This window comes from Bacillus sp. AL-1R, from assembly GCF_052180195.1.
Lineage (GTDB): Bacteria > Bacillota > Bacilli > Bacillales > Bacillaceae_G > Gottfriedia.
Map to the genome: position 1 here is coordinate 3969486 of NZ_CP197469.1, position 19018 is coordinate 3988503.

A 19018-nucleotide genomic window follows, 5' to 3' on the forward strand; every position below is an offset into this window, starting at 1 on the left:
TTTTTCTTGAAAATCTCTACAATTTTCATTTTATCTATTTATACGTGGACTTCTTCTTTAATTTCATTATTAACAGATGAGTTTTTTTCTTCTATTAAATTAAAATATTGTTTAATCACATCGACAATTCTTCTAGAAGCTTCTCCATCTCCATATGGATTAGAAGCTTTAGACATTTTCGCATGTGCTTCTTTATCTAATAATAGTCTATCCGCTGATGAAAAAATAACTTCTTCATTAGTTCCAACAAGTTTTAATGTACCAGCCTCAATACCTTCTGGGCGTTCTGTTGTATCTCGCAATACAAGAACAGGTACACCTAGGGAAGGAGCTTCTTCTTGTACTCCACCAGAATCAGTTAAAATCAGATGAGACCTAGCTGCAAAGTTATGAAAATCAATTACATCTAAAGGTTCAATTAAATGAATTTTAGCATTATCACCTAAGATTTCGCTTGCAATTTCTCTAACGACAGGATTCATATGAACTGGATAAACAACCTGAATATCATTGTGTTTATCGACTAATCGCTTAATCGCTTTAAACATATTTCTCATAGGTTCCCCTAAATTTTCTCGACGGTGTGCTGTCATTAAAACTAAACGGTCATCTCCAACAGTTTCAAGAACAGGATGAGTATACTCACTTTTCACTGTAGTTTTTAGGGCATCGATAGCTGTATTTCCTGTTATAAAAATTGTTTCTTCTTTTTTATTTTCTGCCAATAAATTTTGGGCTGATTTTGATGTAGGTGAAAAATGTAAGTCAGCCATTACTCCTGTTAATTGACGGTTCATTTCTTCTGGGTATGGAGAATACTTATCCCAAGTGCGTAATCCTGCTTCAACATGGCCAATTGTAATTTGATTATAAAACGCAGCTAGACTGGCAATAAAAGTAGTAGTTGTGTCGCCATGTACTAATACAATATCCGGCTTAACTTCTTGCATAATCTTATTTAGACCTTCTAATCCACGCGTTGTTACATCTATAAGCGTTTGGCGATCCTTCATGATATTTAAATCATAATCAGGCGTAATTTCAAAAATCTCTAGTACTTGGTCAAGCATTTGTCGGTGTTGAGCCGTGACAGTCACAATTGACTCTATTTCTTCTGGATATTTTTCAAGTTCTAGCACAAGTGGAGCCATTTTAATCGCTTCTGGTCTCGTACCAAAAATTGTCATTACTTTAATTTTGCTTAACAGGTTCATTGACTATTACTCCCTTAAAGAAACTTATAATAAAATGCACCCCAAAATCCTTTAATCAAAATAACTAAAAAAATGAAGTCATTTTACAAAAAAATTATTCTTATAATGGAAGAAAACTGACACATTAATAAAGTTAAATAGTTAGAATAAACTAATCAACTCATCATAATTTCATCTTAAGACTTCATATTAACGCCTAATAGTTCTTTAAACTATTCTTCTCTTCCATCGTTTCCTCCTTAAATTCTAGCACTTTATTATTCTATTAAAATAAACCCTCAAATACAACAGTGCCTAGTATAACAATTACTTAACACAATGTTAAGTAAAAATTAATCTATCAATTGGATTTTTTGGTTAATTTTACCACAAAATAGGCTTTTTTGTCGATTATTTCACCCAATTTATGGAAACCCTTACAAACCGGTCTAGTTATGTTACATTCGTTAACGGAAATTGTAATATTAGATATTATTCTAGAATAATATCTGAATTATATTTTGAATCTAAATCAATGAACTGATTAAATGTCCTTTTTTTACTTTTTTAGTAAAAAACACTAGCACGTTTTAACTTTTCTGTTATATAATAATTATTAAATAAATACACTGTATTAAAACAGATTGGAAACAAATTATCAATCATTTAAATCAAAGGGAGTGTTGTTAATGATGAGTAGAGAAGAGCGTAAAAACATGGTTCAATTTTTGGAATTAACAAAAGGATTATCAACTGAGGACTTAGTTTTCATGACGGATGCTGATTTAGAGCACCTTTACGACACGGCTTATACGTATATGCTACATCACTCTGAGTAAGATCTTACAACTTTTGTTTACTGCACTTATAAAAATAAAAAGCTAGGTGACCCCGATTTTCAGATTCACCTAGCTTTTCCATTTTCAATCGTTTCGTTGGTAAATACTGTTTCCAACTACTTACATAACCTTTTTGTCGATTTTACAAAAAGACATCAAAAGCCCTACTTCTCCGACTATATTCCTAAATTTGAGACAAAAACATTTTAAAAGAGTATTTCATATATTTCTTTTTGTTATATTGAAATTTTATTTTTTCCATTATTTGGTAAACAAACACATTAGTTATTTTTGTTGTTTAAGTTAAAAAAATGTTAAAATTTATCCGTTTTTCCCATAATTTTTTTGTCTATTTGGGTATGTACAAAAAAATTTTTTTAATTAACTTTTTATATAAAAAATTTGTATCTTATTAAAGAGGACACAACCTAATTAATAAAAACAATTTCTGTATTCCCCATTTTAAATAAAAAAAGCTACGATTCATGTTTGAATCGTAGCTTTCTTTTAAAGTTCAATAATCGTCTTCTGATTCACAATTCGATCTTTCAACTCTTCACAAAGCTCAATAACCCTTTGCGTTTTTTCTTCATACTTCATATTCAACACGTGATAAAGAACGATATCACGACATTTTAAAAATGAAGGAATTCGGCTGTACCATACTTCATCTAAAACATACTCAGTTTCATAACCTCTTCGGAATATTTCTAGCTGTCTTTTTGCGAAATTAGATTTTTCTTCGAATGATGTTTTACTACCCCAAGCAGTATAATATAGGACAATTGCGATATCTGATATGAAATAATTATATTGTAGGTCATCGAAATCAAAAGTCGTTATTTCACCTTTATCATTTACGAAGAAATTGTGGAGATGCAAGTCGCTATGGATTAATCCATATGAATCTTTCTTTCTTTCATAGCTTTGAATTTCTTCTATTAATTCCTTTGTAAAAATGCCAAGTTCTTCGTCAGCTAACATTTCACTTAAATAAGCTTCTTCGTCCCAATGCTCACGATGGTTTGTTACTGGGTAATCAACTGTTAATGCGTGTAGCTTGCCGATTGTTTTTCCCCATGTGTACATTAGATTGTCATTCCACACAGCTGGATTTGTTCGATCAACTAATTGACCGTCTGCCCATTCGAACATTGATGCGTAAAAAAATGTGCCATCGCTTGCATTTTGGACTTCTACTAAATTACCGTTTAATGAAGTTAAAGAACCTGCTGCATTTGCTCCGTTTTCTCTAGCATATTTTAAAAACTTAAGCTCTGCCTCGATTTCTTCTTTTGAGCGGTGTGATGAATGTGTTAATCGTAAAATGCGATCTGTTCCATCTGCTAGTTTACCTTTAAATAGATAGTTCTCGAATTCTCCGACTGGTTTTTCATCTACTGTCATACCAAATTGTGATGCTGCGTTCGTTAAAATCTCTTTCGTAAAAACTCTTTCAACTGCCTGTTCCATTTTTTAATCCCCCGGACCATAGAATACATATCTAATTACATATTCCCCAGATTCCAAGGAATCCCTGCAACTTTTTTACTAACTATTCATATTTCGGTATTCATTTGGGGTCATGCCAACGATTTTCTTAAACACTTTTCGGAAGTATTTATCATCTTGATAACCGATTTTCCCAGCTATTTCATAAATTTTTAAATTGGGGAACTTCAATAATTCCTTCGCTTTTTCGATCCGAATTGAAACGATATAATCTGAAATATTCACACCGTAAATTTGTTTAAATTTACGGGATATATATTCGCGGCTTAAATAGAATTTCTCTGAAAACTCCTGTAGTGAAATTTCTTCAGCATAGTTCAGTTGAATATAATTTGCAATTGCTTCAATACTATTTAGTTCTTGGTTCGTTTGATTTTTTTCTTGAATAATCGATTGTACTCTTTCCCTTTGAGTCGCTACATAATTACCAATTTCAAAATGTCCTTTCGCATTCCAGAACAATTCTAAATCCACTTCCTGAATGGTTTGAAGCGATAGCTTATTAATCCAGTGATTAAGGAAGATTAGAAACTCCTGATGCAATGATTGTAATTGTGCAAAAGGTAGATAATTCTTCTGTGCGATTCGTTTACTAAAACGTTGAATGACTTCATCGTAAATATAAATATCCTGTTTCTCAACCATTTGTTCAAATAAGTTGATGATTTCTACTAGATTAATCGGTTGATACTCTTTTATATCTTCATACGAATAAACCGGTACATCTCTTTTTTCTAAAATATTTACATGCTGCAAGACATTTACAACTTCCTCATACCCAGACTGGATCGAATCAATGGTTAACTTTCTACTAATTGCAAAATGAAACGGGAAAGGCACAACTGTCGATAAAATTTTAGCGATATGTTGGATCCTGTCAGTTACTTGCTCGCCCCAATATAGTAAGCAAATCTCCTTTGTTCCTTGTAAATTCCGAAATGCAATTCCTCCATTTTGGTTTTGAAGAATTTCATTTGCTATATTCAATAAGGCAAAGAAGCATAAATCCTCCGGCCAGATGTCTTTGAATGTCTCTAGATTTCGTAATTTTAGTAAAGAAACATGTAAAGTTTGTCCTTCTTCGTATCCTAATTGGTTTAATATATTCTGATTATATTCTTTACCGTAAATTGCATTTGTTAATTGTTTGTCTCTGTAAACAGGTAAAACTTCTTGCAGTAAACGAAAGTCATTTAATGCATCAATTCTCTCTTTTTCTTTTTCATTCCAATCTGATACTACTTTTACTAAAGTTTCATTCAAAATATCCGGATCAATTGGTTTCAATAAATAATCGGATGCACCGAACTGGATGGCTTCTCTCATATAATGGTAGTCATCATATCCCGTAACGACGATTACTTTGCAGTTAATATTTTCTGAATGAAGCCATTTTAATAATCCCCTACCGTCTAGCTCTGGCATCATTAAATCAGTAAATATGATTGTTGGTCTTTCTTTTATAATGATGTCTTGAGCGATTGCTCCGTTTTCTGCTTCTAATATTTCAGTAACACCAATTGCATCCCAATCTGCAAGAAGTTTTACACCTTCTCGTACATGCTTTTCGTCATCTATTAGTAGAACCTTCATGATTAACTTTCTCCTCTTGTCATTTCAATCGGTAAGATTATCGTTACAACAAAGTTTTCATGCTTCACACTTTCTATTTTTACTTCTGCTTTTTTACCATAATAGAAATGAAGGCGATCAGATATATTTTTTAAACCGATACTCTCATTCGTATTTAATCCACCTTCTGCTAGCGATGAATTGATGATTTCTAATTCCTCTTCCGATGCACCTTCACCATTATCAGCAATGACTATTTTTAAACGATTATCTTGTTGTCTATGAATCGAAATATTTAATTCACCAAGCTTTTGTTGCTTTTCAAAGCCATGTTTAAAGAAATTTTCCACGATTGGCTGTAAAATCATTTTTGGCATTTTTACATTCTTTACCCCTTCATCCACTTCCAGGTTATAAACAAATCTACCATCATAACGTTCATTTTGAAGCGATAAATAATCTTTTATATGGTTTAATTCATCTTTAAGCGTTACGAAATCTTCATTATTTTTCATGCTATATCTCATGATTTTTGATAATGACATAATTAATCGATACACTTTAATTCCGTCATTTTTTAATGAAAGAGTTCCAATTGACTGCAAGGCATTGTATAAAAAATGCGGATTAATTTGAGATTGAAGTACTTTTAATTGATTCGTTTTATTCTCAATTTGAAGCTTGTATTCTTTTATATATAAATCATTTAACGTATCGACCATTGAAGTAAAATGTTTACCTAACTGACCAAACTCATCATTTCCTAACGTATCAAAAGAAACAGCAAGTTCCCCCTTCTCAATTCGCTGCATATCTCGAATTAAGATTCGTATTGGTCGGGTAAATCTGAAAGATACGATAATCGTTAAAATGATGACTAATAAGACTGAAATCGCCCCAAGTGTAACGGTAATTTTCAATAATTGATTCGAATTATGATAGAGATTTTTATAAGGAATACTTTTAATGATTGTCCACTGCTGATGATTACTTCTTATTTTGTCATACACATAGACCCCTCTAAAGTCCTTGTCCTTCCATTCAAAACTAGTTTCCCCTGATCGATCTGAGTTAATTTTTTTATACCATTTTGTGTCTAGCTTTTTACCAATCAGCTCTTTTTCAGAAGAATACAAAACAACATTCCCATCACCAACAACGAAAAGATGTTCCTCTCCTTTTTTATAAATACGATCAAAAATCTCATTAATTCTGCTTAATTCAATATCAATTGATAAAAAGCCTAGCCATTGGTCGGACGTAACATTATTTAAAAAATAATGAAATGATACGACCTGCTTAACTGGCTCAATTCGAAAATCAGATAAATTATTATAATTTTGAATCGGATGAGTCGGTTGAATATAATACGAATCCCTCGAAAAACTTAAATTTCTATATGGGGGAATTTTATTGAAATTATACAACTTCCCTCGACTACTCACCTTTGCATTGTATACGGTGTAATCATCCTTACCCTTCGTTAAATATAAATGCAACTGCTCGATCTCTCTTCTAGAAAAATAAAGTCCTAATAAACTACGCTGAATTTCAGCAGAATTTTGTTCGATATAAGCTGTCGCACCATTTTCTAACACAGACAAAAACGGTCGATTACTATAAATGGACAATGGAATACCGTAAATTTCATTAAAATAACTCAATAAATCATTCCCACTACGCTTCAATAAATCATAATTCGTATTGACAAATTCCTTCGTAACCGTGTTTTTCGTATAAAAATAACTTGCGATAATCGATAAACCAAATGGAATAATGGTCGCGATTAACAATAAGGTAATCAACTTTCTTCTAATACTGTTTTTCATGATAACATCCTTTGCGGAAACGTTTGCACTTTCTATTATTAGTTTATCAAAGATATAGAGCGAATAACACCCTTATAAACTCCTTAAGTTCACTGGGTTTCTTCTATTAAATACAAAGTTTATTTTTTCATTCATAAACAAGAAACTGTTTTCTTTCATTTTCTGTTAAATCTTTAGGCTTTAATCCGCTTTTCCTACAGTATTCATACAATGCCTTAACCTTTACTTTAGGTTCACTTGTGCAGTTTGGTTCTACAAAAACTCCGTCAGGAAATCCTTTTTCGAACGTTCTCATTTCATCAAGCATAGCATCACTCACCTTTTCATCAGCATGCCCAGTTAATATCATTTTTTTAATACACTTTATTATTTCATACTAAAATCATATCACGGGATTAGTAAAATATAAGCTTTTAACCAGAACATTTTGTGAACTAAATTGATTGGATGGTTTTCTTTCTAATCAAATAAGAAGTTTTGTTCATTAAACAGATCGTTATTTATAAAGATAAAACCCCACAAGTAATTTCCTTGTGGGGTTAGCCTTAATCTATAGAGGAACTTTTAGGAAAGCCTCCAATTAAGAACTTATTTTTTTAATTTCATCCAAGATTCTTCAATCGATTTTAACATTTCATCAGCAGATTTTTGCTTTCCAACGTAAGCTTGCATTGATGCACCAAACTCATTTGTAGCTCCATCTGGGTATTTGAACCAGTTCCAAGATAATGTTTTACCTTCTTCAGAGTATTTTAATAGATCGTCTGCGATTGGTCCTAAGTTTTTACCTTCAATTGTTTTTAGTGCTGGGATAAATTTGAATTTTTCTACAATGTATTTCTTACCAGTGTCAGAAGTAACCATCCATTCTAAGAATTTTTTAGCTTCTTCTTTGTTTTTAGAGTTTTTGTTAACTACCCAGTTATTTGGTACACCCATTGGTAATTTGTCCATTGCTGCTTTGTCATCGTTGATTGGAATTGGTAATACGCCTAAGTTCATGTTAGGAGTAATTCCATCAACCATACCTTGAATCCAGTTACCTTGTTGGATCATAGCTGTTTTACCTTGAGCAAAGTTTGTAACTTGTGTGTTGTAATCAGTTGTTAAAGGATTTTTATTTCCGTTTTTGATTGTTAAGTCAAACAGTTTCATAAATTGTTTGAATTGCTCGTTGTCTTGAATTTTCACTTTACCAGCAGAAACATCAGCCATGAATTGGTCTGGATCTTGCTGTTGAGCGAAAGGAATATTTAATAAGTGAATTCCTAGAATCCACCACTCACCGTATCCTACTGAGAATGGTGTGATACCTGCTTTTTTAAGCTTTTCAGCTGCAGCAGTTAATTCGCTTAATGTTTTTGGTGCTTCAGTAATACCTGCTTTTGCGAATAAATCTTTATTGTAAATAAAGCCGTAACCTTCAGTATTCATTGGCATACCGTAAAGTTTGCCGTCAATTGTCATTGGTTTTTCAGTTCCTGGATATAAGTCTTTTACCCAAGATTGATCAGAAAGATCTTCTAATTTATCTTTCCAAGTTTCTGCTTCTTGGAATCCACCGTTGTTAAAGATATCTGGTTCGTTACCTGAAGCAAATTGCGCTTTTAATGCAGCACCGTAGTCAGCACCGCCACCAACAGTTTGAATTTTAACTGTTACGTTTGGATTTTCCTTATGGTAATCCTTCGCCATTTGTTCTAAATCTTTCGCAATCTCAGCTTTAAACTGGAATACGTTTAATGTTACTTTTTTATCCTTTGATTCATTTGAAGCTTTGTCTGAAGACCCTCCAGAACATGCAGAGAATAACATCACTGAAGTTGTTAATGCAGCTGCTACTTTTAGCATCTTTTTCATTACTATAAACCCCCGTCTCAATATTCTTTATTTTGAATACGCTTTCATTATACATTTAAAAATAAGCAACTATAGATAGCCTAAATTGACATGATGGGTGGAATATATTGATAGCTTCCACCCAGTCACCTTATTTAATTGAACCGCTTGTAATCCCTTTAATAATGTGTTTCTGTGCTGCAAAGTAGAAAATTAATAGTGGTGTGATCCCTAAAACAAGTCCAGATAACGCTAAGTTCCACTGTTTTGTATATGCTCCAAAGAAGTAGAATGTAGCAAGAGGAATCGTTCTTAACTCCATATCTCTTAATACAAGTGATGGTAATAAGAAGTCATTCCAAATCCATAACGTATTTAAGATCACAATTGTAACCGTAATTGGTTTTAAAAGTGGAAAAACAACTTTCCAGAAAACCATAGTCGGTGAACATCCATCAATAATTGCTGCTTCCTCTAACTCGATTGGAATTGTTTTAATAAATCCATGATATAGGAAGATTGATAATGCTGACCCGAAACCTAAATACATAATGACTAATCCCCAATGGCTATTCATTAAATGAAGCGTACTTCCAACTTTCACGAGTGGGATCATAATTGATTGGAACGGGATTACCATTGTTGCTACAAAGATAAAGAAAATGATATTTGAAATTTTACTTTTTGAACGCACTAGTTTATAAGCTGCCATCGAACAGAAAAAGACGATTACAACATTACTTACAATTGTTACGATTAATGAGTTCAATAGTGCTTTCCAGAAATTCATGATTTCGATTGCTTGTTGATAGTTTGTAAAATCTAAGCTCTTTGGAAGCGAAGATGTATTTTGTAAAATATCAGCAAATGATTTAAATGAGTTACCTAACACATAATAAAAAGGAACTAAGAAGACGAGAGCAAGTAGAATTGCTGCTATTTCTAATATAAAAGTTAAGCCAGTATATCGTTCTTTCAGCATTATGCCTCAACCTCCCTCTTCTTCGTAATGTAAACTTGAATAACTGAAATTAACGCAACGATTACGAAGAATACAATCGCTTTTGCTTCACCTAATCCATAACGGTTATTAACAAACGCTTCAGTGTAAATATTTAATGCCAACATCTCAGTAGATTTAAATGGTCCACCATTTGTTAACGAAAGGTTCGTATCAAACACTTTAAATGACCATGAAATTGTTAAGAATAAACAAACTGTTACAGCAGGCGCTACCATAGGAATAATGATTTTACGTAACACTTGGAATTTATTCGCACCATCAATTTGAGCTGCTTCAATTAATTCCTGTGGTACACCTTGTAAGGCCGCTACATAAATAACCATTATATAACCTGCACCTTGCCAAACTGCTACGATGACAATTGCCCAGAATGCACCTTTTTCTTCTCCTAAAAGTGCTCTTTGTAAAAAGTCTGAATGCAATAATTGTCCAATTGAAATTAAACCTTTATTAAAAATAAACTGCCAAATGAAACCTAATAATAATCCACCAATTAAATTTGGAAGGAAAAAGACCGTTCTTAAAATATTTCTAGTCTTCAATGCTTGCGTTACGATTAACGCTAAACTAAAACCAATCACATTGGTCAAAATCACAGCAAATAATGTATATTTACCCGTTAAAATAAACGAATGGATAAAATCCGTATCCTTTGTAAAAATGTATTTATAATTTTCAAGCCCGACCCACTTAGCAGAATCAGCTACACCATCCCACTCAGTAAATGAATAGAAAAAGCCGATCAAAAATGGCGTTAACACGATCGCTGCAAAAACAATAGTTACTGGTCCTACAAACGTAAGATAATTTAAAAAATCTCTTAATTTTTTAGATGACTTCTTTGCCTTGGCATCTGTTAAATTTGTATCAATCACTTTTTTCGTTTCAATCATCTGTAACACCTCCACTATCATCATAAAATACCTCTCAAGTTGTGAAAACGTATTCATTTGAACAGTAGGGTGGAATATATTGACTAGATTGTTTTTAGTTTTACATACTTAGTCATTTTTTACATAGGCTACAAACTGCCGAATACCGATCAAAATACACTCTTAAACATGTCTCTCAATGGTTTTTTCACCAAAATGGAGAAATAGTTAATATTATTTCTTTAAATGATCGTATGGAAATACACTTTGTTCAAAGTTAATCCACAAACACAAAAAACCACCTTTAAAAGGTGGCCTCCACTTCTATTATTTATCCAATAACCTACTACTTAGGATTAGCCCCAAATCGATTATCTCCCTCATCACTATCCAAACAGAAGAAAACCAATAGAATAATCGTACCAATTAACGGAATTATTCCAATTAACAGCCACCAACCACTTCTACCCGAATCATGTAACCTGCGAGCACCTACTGCTAAAGATGGTAGTAACGTAAGTAAACCGTAAATTCCAGTTAATAGTTCATCGATACCGGCAATGCTTTGTAAAATCGCAAGTATAATAGTGATAATGGCATTAAACAGGAAAAACATCCAATACTCTGTTCTTCTAGCTCTTCCGCTGAATACTGCGTAATTCTTTAATACTTTTAAATACCATTCCACGAGTGATCCCTCCTAAGATGTAAATACGGTACATTTAAGTCTATTCCAAATACCCATGTAACATTATTAATTTTTAATGTTAGGAAAATTTATTTTGAATTAACACAAAAACCGCCTAAAATTAGGCGGCAGACTGTTGAAATAAAACATTGTCAATATAGAACAACAAACGCCTAAGTGTATATTATTTAAACAAAAATTTTAAAGGATCATACTCATAACAGGTTCATGAGGAAGTACACCTGTGAAAAATAGAAAGATACTTCCTCTTAACAGGTTCATGCGGAAGTATACCTGCCAAAAATAGAAAGGTACTTCCTCATAACTGGTTCATGTGGAAGTATACCAACCAAAAATTGAAAGATACTTCCTCTTAACAGGTTCATGAGGAAGTACACCTGTGAAAAATTGAAAGATACTTCCTCATAACTGGTTCATGTGGAAGTATACCAACCAAAAATTGAAAGATACTTCCTCATAACTGGTTCATGCGGAAGTATACCTGCCAAAAATTGAAAGGTACTTCCTCATAACTGGTTCATGCGGAAGTATACCTGCCAAAAATTGAAAGAAACTTCCTCATAACTGGTTCATGTGGAAGTACACCTGTGAAAAATAGAAAGATACTTCCTCTTAACAGGTTCATGAGGAAGTACACCTGTGAAAAATAGAAAGATACTTCCTCTTAACAGGTTCATGAGGAAGTACACCTGTGAAAAATAGAAAGATACTTCCTCTTAACAGGTTCATGAGGAAGTATACCTGCCAAAAATAGAAAGGTACTTCCTCATAACTGGTTCATGTGGAAGTATACCAACCAAAAATTGAAAGATACTTCCTCTTAACAGGTTCATGAGGAAGTACACCTGTGAAAAATAGAAAGATACTTCCTCTTAACAGGTTCATGAGGAAGTATACCTGCCAAAAATAGAAAGGTACTTCCTCATAACTGGTTCATGCGGAAGTATACCTGCCAAAAATTGAAAGGTACTTCCTCATAACTAGTTCATGAGGAAGTATACCAACCAAAAATTGAAAGGTACTTCCTCATAACTGGTTCATGTGGAAGTATACCTGCCAAAAATTGAAAGATACTTCCTCATAACAGGTTCATGTGGAAGTATACCTGCCAAAAATTGAAAGAAACTTCCTCATAACTGGTTCATGTGGAAGTACACCTGTGAAAAATTGAAAGATACTTCCTCATAACTGGTTCATGTGGAAGTATACCAACCAAAAATTGAAAGATACTTCCTCATAACTGGTTCATGTGGAAGTATACCTGTGAAAAATTGAAAGATACTTCCTCATAACTGGTTCATGTGGAAGTATACCAACCAAAAATTGAAAGATACTTCCTCATAACAGGTTCATGTGGAAGTATACCTGCCAAAAATTGAAAGATACTTCCTCATAACTGGTTCATGTGGAAGTATACCAACCAAAAATAGATTGGTACTTCCTCATAACAGGTTCATGAGGAAGTAAACGAGCCAAAAATTAGAAAGTTTCTTACTCATGACAGGTTTTAGGGGAAATCAATCAAAAATTGGCGTAGTTGACAGGCTCATTTTTCAAAACTCTTCCTCCTAAAATTAGACAGGCATATCTAAGTGTGCGACGAATCGATCATCATTTAATGAAAGGTTTGTTGAGGAAATACAAAATGATTAATGTATAATAAATGAATTAATACATATTTTTGGGAGATTTATTTTGAAGCCGATTTTCATCAAAATTTTACTGTTAATTTTTTCACTTCTGTTTATTTTTAGGTTTACTTTTTTTCCGGTCGCTTCTTTAGGCATAGGCGTATCCGAGGGTGGATTAAATTTAATCCCTTTCATCCAACTATTTAATGGGTTTGGTCTTAAGCAATTCATCGTTAATGTTATTGGTAATATCCTTCTTTTTGTGCCATTTGGATTTATTTTGACTTCCATTAAGCGAACAAAAATGGTTATATTAGTTGGCCTGTTTTTATCGGTAAGTATAGAAGTTGTCCAATATATGATGTCTTTTAGATGGTCAGATATAGATGATGTTATATTAAATACTCTAGGGACTTACATTGGGTATAGGATATACATGGGCAAAAGGTTTATATACTTCCTTAGGAGCAACTAAAAAACAACATATAATCCATCAATAACTACGGCTGTGTCCTTTATCGGATACAGTTTTTTTGTATTATTGATTGCCTCACTCATTAAAAATTCCACAAAAAAAGGAAGCCCAAATTCGGACTCCCTCATCAAATAACTTACTTATTAACATGTGTTAACGTCGCACCATACGGAGTTACATCAAAGAAATCTCCATAACCAACAACAGTTCCGCTGCCGTTTGCGATGACTGATTTTCTAGATTTCCATGTTTCTCTCCATTGTTCATTTACATCTGCAGCTCGACGATTAACGATCATATTCATTTTCTTCGTTTCGATTTGTTCTTTTGTCATGTTTTTTGTATCAATTTTTTTAAAGTCTTCTAAAATTAAATTTTTCGTTTTATCTGAGATTGCACCACTTTGAACAAAGATATCGAACATTAGTGCATATCCTCTTTTTGACCATAATCCGAATGTTTTGTAATACTTTTCTGCTTGATCGAAGTACCATTTTGACGCATTAATTTGTTCATCAATACATTCTTTGCTTGTCCCTAGATTTTTAAAGTAAGTCTTCCAAGGCTCTACAACTTTGTATTTATTATTAGGGTCACTGATTGAATCTCCCCAAGCTACTTGTTCTTTTGTTGTTTTGTTCATCACTACATCTTTGAATGTATTATATGAATTCATATCTCCATTGAAAGCTTTTAGGACGACATCATTATGATTTTTGAACATATTTTTCATAATTGGTTGTAAAGTTTCTGTTCCAAAGTTTTCTTGAAGCGCACCAAAAGATAGACCAGCACCATCGAAGTTACCACTTGTTGCACCGAATGCATCAGCTTCAGATGACGCTGTTTCATACCATGAAGTGATTTCTAGTGCCATCTTTTTCACTGATTCACTTGCTGGGAGTTTCACAGGACTATTCGTCTGTGTTGTTGGTTTCTTTGGAGCAACTTTTGTTTTCGTAGGAATCGTTATTTTTTGTCCAATTCGAATTGAGTTCGATTTTAGTTTATTTTGCTTTTTAAGCTCTGTAACAGTTGTTTTATATTTTTTAGAAATTTTATAAAGCGTGTCCCCTTTTTTAACTTTATAAACAACAGAAGCAGCATCAGCTGATCCGACTACTGTTGTTCCTAAAGAAAAGACAATCGCGGTTGATAAGATCACATTTTTAATCGATTTTTTCATAGTTGATTACTCTCCCTTACTATTAATCTATTGATCTAGGTTAATTCAGGAATTTCATTTATTTCCACAACGATAATTACTATATCACGATAATTAATTTGATTCATCCTATAAAATCTTCCAATCGTTAAATCACCAACAAAATCCGCATTAAAAAAGACAAACCAATTCGAAACATTATTTCGAAATAAAGCTTGTCTTTCCTATATACTATTTCTTTAACTTATCCCATGTATCCTGAAGCGATTGTAGTAATTGTTGTGGATTTTTTTGTCCGCCAACATATGCTTGCATTGAAGCACCAAATTCATTTGTTGCACCGTTTGGATATTTAAACCAGTTCCAAGAAAGTACTTTTCCGTCTGCTGAGTATTTTTGAATATCATCAGCAATCGGACCTAAGCCTTTTCCTTCGATTGTTTTAACTGCTGGAATGAATTTAAACTTTTCTACGATATATTTTTTACCTGTATCAGAAGAAACCATCCAATTTAAGAACTTCTTCGCTTCTTCTTTGTTTTTTGAATTTTTGTTTACTACCCAGTTATTTGGTACGCCGACCGGGATTTTGTCCATTGCTTCTTTATCATCATTAATCGGAATTGGTAAAAGACCAAGATTCATATTTGGCGTAATGCCATCAATCATACCTTGTGTCCAGTTTCCTTGTTGCATCATAGCTGTTTTTCCAGATGCAAAATTAGTAACTTGTGTATTATAATCCGTTGTTAATGGATTTTTATTTCCATATTTAATCGTTAAATCAAATAATTTGATAAAGTCCTTAAATTTATCATTATCAGGGATTTTTGCTTTGCCTGCATTTAAATCGGCGATAAATTGATCTGGGTCTGGTTGTTGTGCGAATGGAATATTTAATAAATGTATTCCTAAAATCCACCACTCACCATAGCCAACTGAAAACGGCGTAATACCAGCGGCTTTTAATTTTTTTGCCGCTGCTTCTAATTCAGTTAATGTTTTTGGTAATTGTGTAATACCAGCTTTATCAAATAAGTCTTTATTGTAAATGAATCCATAGCCTTCTGTGTTCATAGGCATTCCGAGTAATTTTCCATCAACTGTCATCGGTTTTTCGGTTTCTGGATATAAATCCTTCACCCAATCTTGATCTGACAGGTCCTCGAGTTTATCCTTCCAAGTAACAGCTTCTTGATATCCACCATTATTGAATATATCCGGTTCATTTCCTGATGCAAATTGAGCTTTCAATGCTGCCCCATAATCTGCACCTCCACCTACTGTTTGAACCTTTACCGTTACGTTTTTATTTTCCTTTTCATATTCCTTTGTTAAAGCCTCTAAATCTTTTGCAATCTCTGCTTTAAACTGAAAAATATTTAATGTAATTTTTTCACCTGCACCAGGCTTTTTTGTTTCTTCTTTTTTATTATTACATCCAGTAAACAACAACATACTAGTTGATAAAACGGCAATCGATTTAACTAATTTTTTATTCATATGATCCTCCTTAACTTACTTTATTGAGCCACTTGTAATACCTCGGATAATTTGCTTTTGGGCAGCAAAGAAAAAGATCAATAATGGCGTAATGCCTAAAACTAATCCGGCAAGTGCTAAATTCCATTGTTTCGTATAAGCGCCGAAAAAATAAAAAGTAGCCAGTGGTATTGTGCGTAGCTCTTGATCACGCAAAACGAGAGATGGTAACAAGAAATCATTCCAAATCCATAACGTATTTAAAATAACTATTGTGACGGTAATCGGTTTTAGTAAAGGGAACACTACTTTCCAAAAAACCATAAATGGTGAACATCCATCAATAATCGCTGCTTCTTCAAGCTCAATTGGAATCCCTTTAATAAAACCGTGATAGAGAAAAATCGAAAGTGCTGAACCAAACGCTAAATACATCACAACAAGTCCATAATGACTATTCATTAAATGAAGTGTACTTCCGACTTTAACAAGTGGAATCATTATTGATTGAAAAGGGATTACCATTGTTGCGACAAAAATAAAGAAAATGATCGTTGAAATTTTATGCTTTGTGCGAACTAGTTTATAAGCTGCCATTGAGCAAAATAAAACGATAATGGCATTACTCGCAACTGCTATGATTAAAGAATTCAAAAGAGCTCTCCAGAAATCCATAATGACAATTGCTTGTGAGTAGTTTGTAAAATCGAAAGTTTTTGGTAGCGTTGATGTATTTTGCAAAATATCTGCAAAGGATTTAAACGAGTTTCCTAATACATAGTAAAAAGGCACCAGGAAAAATATCGCTAATATGATTCCAAATAGCTCAAGCAAAAACGTCAGTCCGGTATAGCGTTCGTTTTCCACTATGCTTCAACCTCCCTTTTCTTCGTAATATAAACTTGGAGAATTGAAATAGCTGCGACAACGACGAAGAAGACAATTGCTTTTGCTTCCCCTAAACCATATCGGTTGTTTACAAATGCTTCTGTATAAATGTTTAACGCAAGCATTTCTGTCGATTTAAATGGTCCACCACCAGTTAGTGATAAATTTTGGTCAAATACTTTAAAGGACCATGAGATTGTTAAAAATAAACAGACAGTTACAGCTGGTGCTACCATTGGAATGATAATTTTCCTTAAAGTTGTAAAACGATCTGCGCCGTCAACTTGAGCTGCTTCAATCAATTCTTGCGGTACGCCTTGGAGTGCGGCTACATAAATAATCATGATATAACCTGCACCTTGCCAGATCGCTACAATAATAATTGCCCAAAACGCTCCATTTGCAGTACCTAGCAATGACTGCATGAGAGAATCAATTCCTAACGCTGCTCCTAATGAAGTGAGACCTTTATTAAAAATAAATTGCCAAATAAACCCGAGTAATAATCCACCTATTAAGTTTGGTAAAAAGAAAATCGTCCTAAGAATATTTCTTGTTTTTAGCCCCTTTGTCACTAGTAAAGCTAAACCAAAACCAATCAAATTCGTTAAGATTACTGCGAAAAACGTATACTTTGTCGTAATGATAAAAGACCGTTTAAAATCTGCATCTTGCGTAAATATGTACTTATAATTATCAAAACCGACATACTGGATATTGCCAACTACCCCATTCCAGTTTGTAAAGGAATAATACAGACCCATTAAAAATGGAATAAGTACTAAAGCTGCAAAAACTAGAAAGGCTGGACCGACAAATACGATAAAACTTCCACTATTTCTACGTTTCTTTCGAAAGGAGACTTTAAAGTCAGTAGCATCATCTACAACTGTTTCAACTTCTTTATTCACCTCTTTATCAAACTTCGACAACTATGTACCTCCCTTCATAAACGATCTACACAAAAAAAAGCAACTCCACCTTATTATGAAAAAGTAGAGTTGCTTTTATACTTTATTTGAGTCAAGACGCACTCTTCATATGAGTGCTACGTTGATCCTTTTGATAATTCACAATGATAATACCTGATGTAACCATCATTAAACCAATAAAAACAAGATAAGATAATACTTCATTCAACATGATTGATGATAAAATCACACCAAAAACAGGAACTAAGAATAAGTACATTGATACTTTTCCAACTTGATTATATTTCATGACATTGTTCCAAAGGATGAAACCGACAGATGAAAGTAACGATAAATAAACTAACATGCCAAACGTTTTTAAATCAAAGTGGAACGGTAAAAATCCTGCTGTTAAACCACCAATACATAACAATCCAATCGAACCGATCATCATTTGATAGGCTGTTAAATAGGCAACATCCACTTTCTTTGCAGCTTCCTTAGCAAGTACATTACCATAGCCACCAAACGCCATTGCAAACAATAATAAAATCTCGCCAATTCCTAAATGTAAAGAAAGCGTGCCCTTTGTCATATTCACGATAATGACACCCGCAAACCCTACCGTTACACCAAGAATCTTACGTAAGTTTAAACGATCATTTTTATACATAAAATGCGCTGCTAACAGTTGAAAAAACGAAGTAGTTCCAGCAATGATCGAACCTTGAACTCCAGTCGTAAAGCTCAATCCAATATAAAACAACACATATTGTAAAAACGTTTGAAACAAACCTACTTTTCCTACTACAAAAAAAGTATCTCGCTTAAAGGTTAACTTTCTACCAATGATCGTAAAAAATAGTAAAATTAATAATGAGGCCAAAAAGAAACGATAACCCGCAAAAATCATTTGTTTCCAAATCTCATTCTTCTCAATATGCAAATGCTCATAACTTAGCTTAATAAACGGAAATGCGCTTCCCCATAAAAAAGTTGTAATAACCGCTGATGCAATCACTCCCAAAGGATGTGTAAAAAATCTCTTAGCAGACATTGTTTCCCCCCATAAGCCTT

The 19018-nt window shown here is 33.2% G+C and carries 16 protein-coding genes; 2 read left to right on the top strand and 14 right to left on the bottom strand.

Features of this window, described 5'->3' with window-relative positions; genetic code table 11:
• Window positions 1-38: 38 nt before the first annotated feature.
• On the bottom strand, window positions 39-1214 hold the full coding sequence (gene wecB / locus ACSBO6_RS19000; protein WP_498843851.1) for a non-hydrolyzing UDP-N-acetylglucosamine 2-epimerase: 1176 nt from the start codon (window positions 1212-1214) through the stop codon (window positions 39-41).
• A gap of 668 nt (window positions 1215-1882) precedes the next feature.
• On the opposite strand from wecB, the gene ACSBO6_RS19005 reads away from it, so the two are divergent.
• Window positions 1883-2032 carry a BH0509 family protein gene (locus tag ACSBO6_RS19005; protein WP_172795377.1) on the top strand — a complete coding sequence of 50 codons (150 nt, stop codon included), beginning with the start codon at window positions 1883-1885 and terminating at the stop codon, window positions 2030-2032.
• A gap of 507 nt (window positions 2033-2539) precedes the next feature.
• Here the strand turns inward: ACSBO6_RS19005 and ACSBO6_RS19010 are convergent.
• From ACSBO6_RS19010 to ACSBO6_RS19045, 8 genes are all read right to left on the bottom strand, one after another.
• Window positions 2540-3505 carry a phosphotransferase enzyme family protein gene (locus tag ACSBO6_RS19010; protein ID WP_098844666.1) on the bottom strand — a complete coding sequence of 322 codons (966 nt, stop codon included), beginning with the start codon at window positions 3503-3505 and terminating at the stop codon, window positions 2540-2542.
• 78 nt (window positions 3506-3583) lie between these two features.
• Window positions 3584-5137, bottom strand: coding sequence for a response regulator transcription factor (locus tag ACSBO6_RS19015; RefSeq protein WP_098844664.1), 1554 nt, complete (start codon window positions 5135-5137; stop codon window positions 3584-3586).
• Between the two features lie 2 nt (window positions 5138-5139).
• A complete protein-coding gene (locus ACSBO6_RS19020; protein WP_498843852.1) occupies window positions 5140-6945 on the bottom strand; it encodes a sensor histidine kinase in 1806 nt (601 codons plus the stop codon).
• Between the two features lie 127 nt (window positions 6946-7072).
• The gene (locus ACSBO6_RS19025) at window positions 7073-7294 is read right to left on the bottom strand and encodes a hypothetical protein (protein WP_498843853.1); all 222 of its coding nucleotides are present in this window, start codon (window positions 7292-7294) and stop codon (window positions 7073-7075) included.
• A gap of 239 nt (window positions 7295-7533) precedes the next feature.
• Window positions 7534-8805 carry an ABC transporter substrate-binding protein gene (locus ACSBO6_RS19030; RefSeq protein WP_498843854.1) on the bottom strand — a complete coding sequence of 424 codons (1272 nt, stop codon included), beginning with the start codon at window positions 8803-8805 and terminating at the stop codon, window positions 7534-7536.
• A gap of 130 nt (window positions 8806-8935) precedes the next feature.
• Window positions 8936-9766, bottom strand: a complete 831-nt coding sequence (locus ACSBO6_RS19035; RefSeq protein WP_483295159.1) for a carbohydrate ABC transporter permease — start codon at window positions 9764-9766, stop codon at window positions 8936-8938.
• On the bottom strand, window positions 9766-10701 hold the full coding sequence (locus tag ACSBO6_RS19040) for a carbohydrate ABC transporter permease (RefSeq protein WP_498843855.1): 936 nt from the start codon (window positions 10699-10701) through the stop codon (window positions 9766-9768). The genes ACSBO6_RS19035 and ACSBO6_RS19040 overlap by 1 nt, the downstream gene beginning before the upstream one ends.
• A 325-nt stretch (window positions 10702-11026) precedes the next feature.
• Window positions 11027-11368: a DUF805 domain-containing protein gene (locus ACSBO6_RS19045; RefSeq protein ID WP_098844653.1), complete on the bottom strand. Its 342-nt coding sequence runs from the start codon at window positions 11366-11368 to the stop codon at window positions 11027-11029.
• Between the two features lie 1716 nt (window positions 11369-13084).
• Here ACSBO6_RS19045 and ACSBO6_RS19050 point away from each other — a divergent pair.
• The gene (locus ACSBO6_RS19050; RefSeq protein ID WP_498843856.1) at window positions 13085-13495 is read left to right on the top strand and encodes a VanZ family protein; all 411 of its coding nucleotides are present in this window, start codon (window positions 13085-13087) and stop codon (window positions 13493-13495) included.
• Window positions 13496-13631: 136 nt separating this feature from the next.
• On the opposite strand, the gene ACSBO6_RS19055 is transcribed toward ACSBO6_RS19050, so the two are convergent.
• From ACSBO6_RS19055 to ACSBO6_RS19075, 5 genes are all read right to left on the bottom strand, one after another.
• On the bottom strand, window positions 13632-14681 hold the full coding sequence (locus tag ACSBO6_RS19055) for a LysM peptidoglycan-binding domain-containing protein (RefSeq protein ID WP_498843857.1): 1050 nt from the start codon (window positions 14679-14681) through the stop codon (window positions 13632-13634).
• Window positions 14682-14891: 210 nt separating this feature from the next.
• Window positions 14892-16163, bottom strand: coding sequence for an ABC transporter substrate-binding protein (locus ACSBO6_RS19060; protein ID WP_098844645.1), 1272 nt, complete (start codon window positions 16161-16163; stop codon window positions 14892-14894).
• Between the two features lie 15 nt (window positions 16164-16178).
• Entirely contained in the window at window positions 16179-17009 is an 831-nt protein-coding gene (locus tag ACSBO6_RS19065) for a carbohydrate ABC transporter permease (RefSeq protein WP_098844642.1), read from the bottom strand.
• On the bottom strand, window positions 17009-17941 hold the full coding sequence (locus ACSBO6_RS19070) for a carbohydrate ABC transporter permease (RefSeq protein WP_483295161.1): 933 nt from the start codon (window positions 17939-17941) through the stop codon (window positions 17009-17011). The genes ACSBO6_RS19065 and ACSBO6_RS19070 overlap by 1 nt, the downstream gene beginning before the upstream one ends.
• 112 nt (window positions 17942-18053) lie before the next feature.
• Window positions 18054-18998, bottom strand: coding sequence for a DMT family transporter (locus ACSBO6_RS19075; protein ID WP_098844639.1), 945 nt, complete (start codon window positions 18996-18998; stop codon window positions 18054-18056).
• Between the last annotated feature and the right edge of the window lie 20 nt (window positions 18999-19018).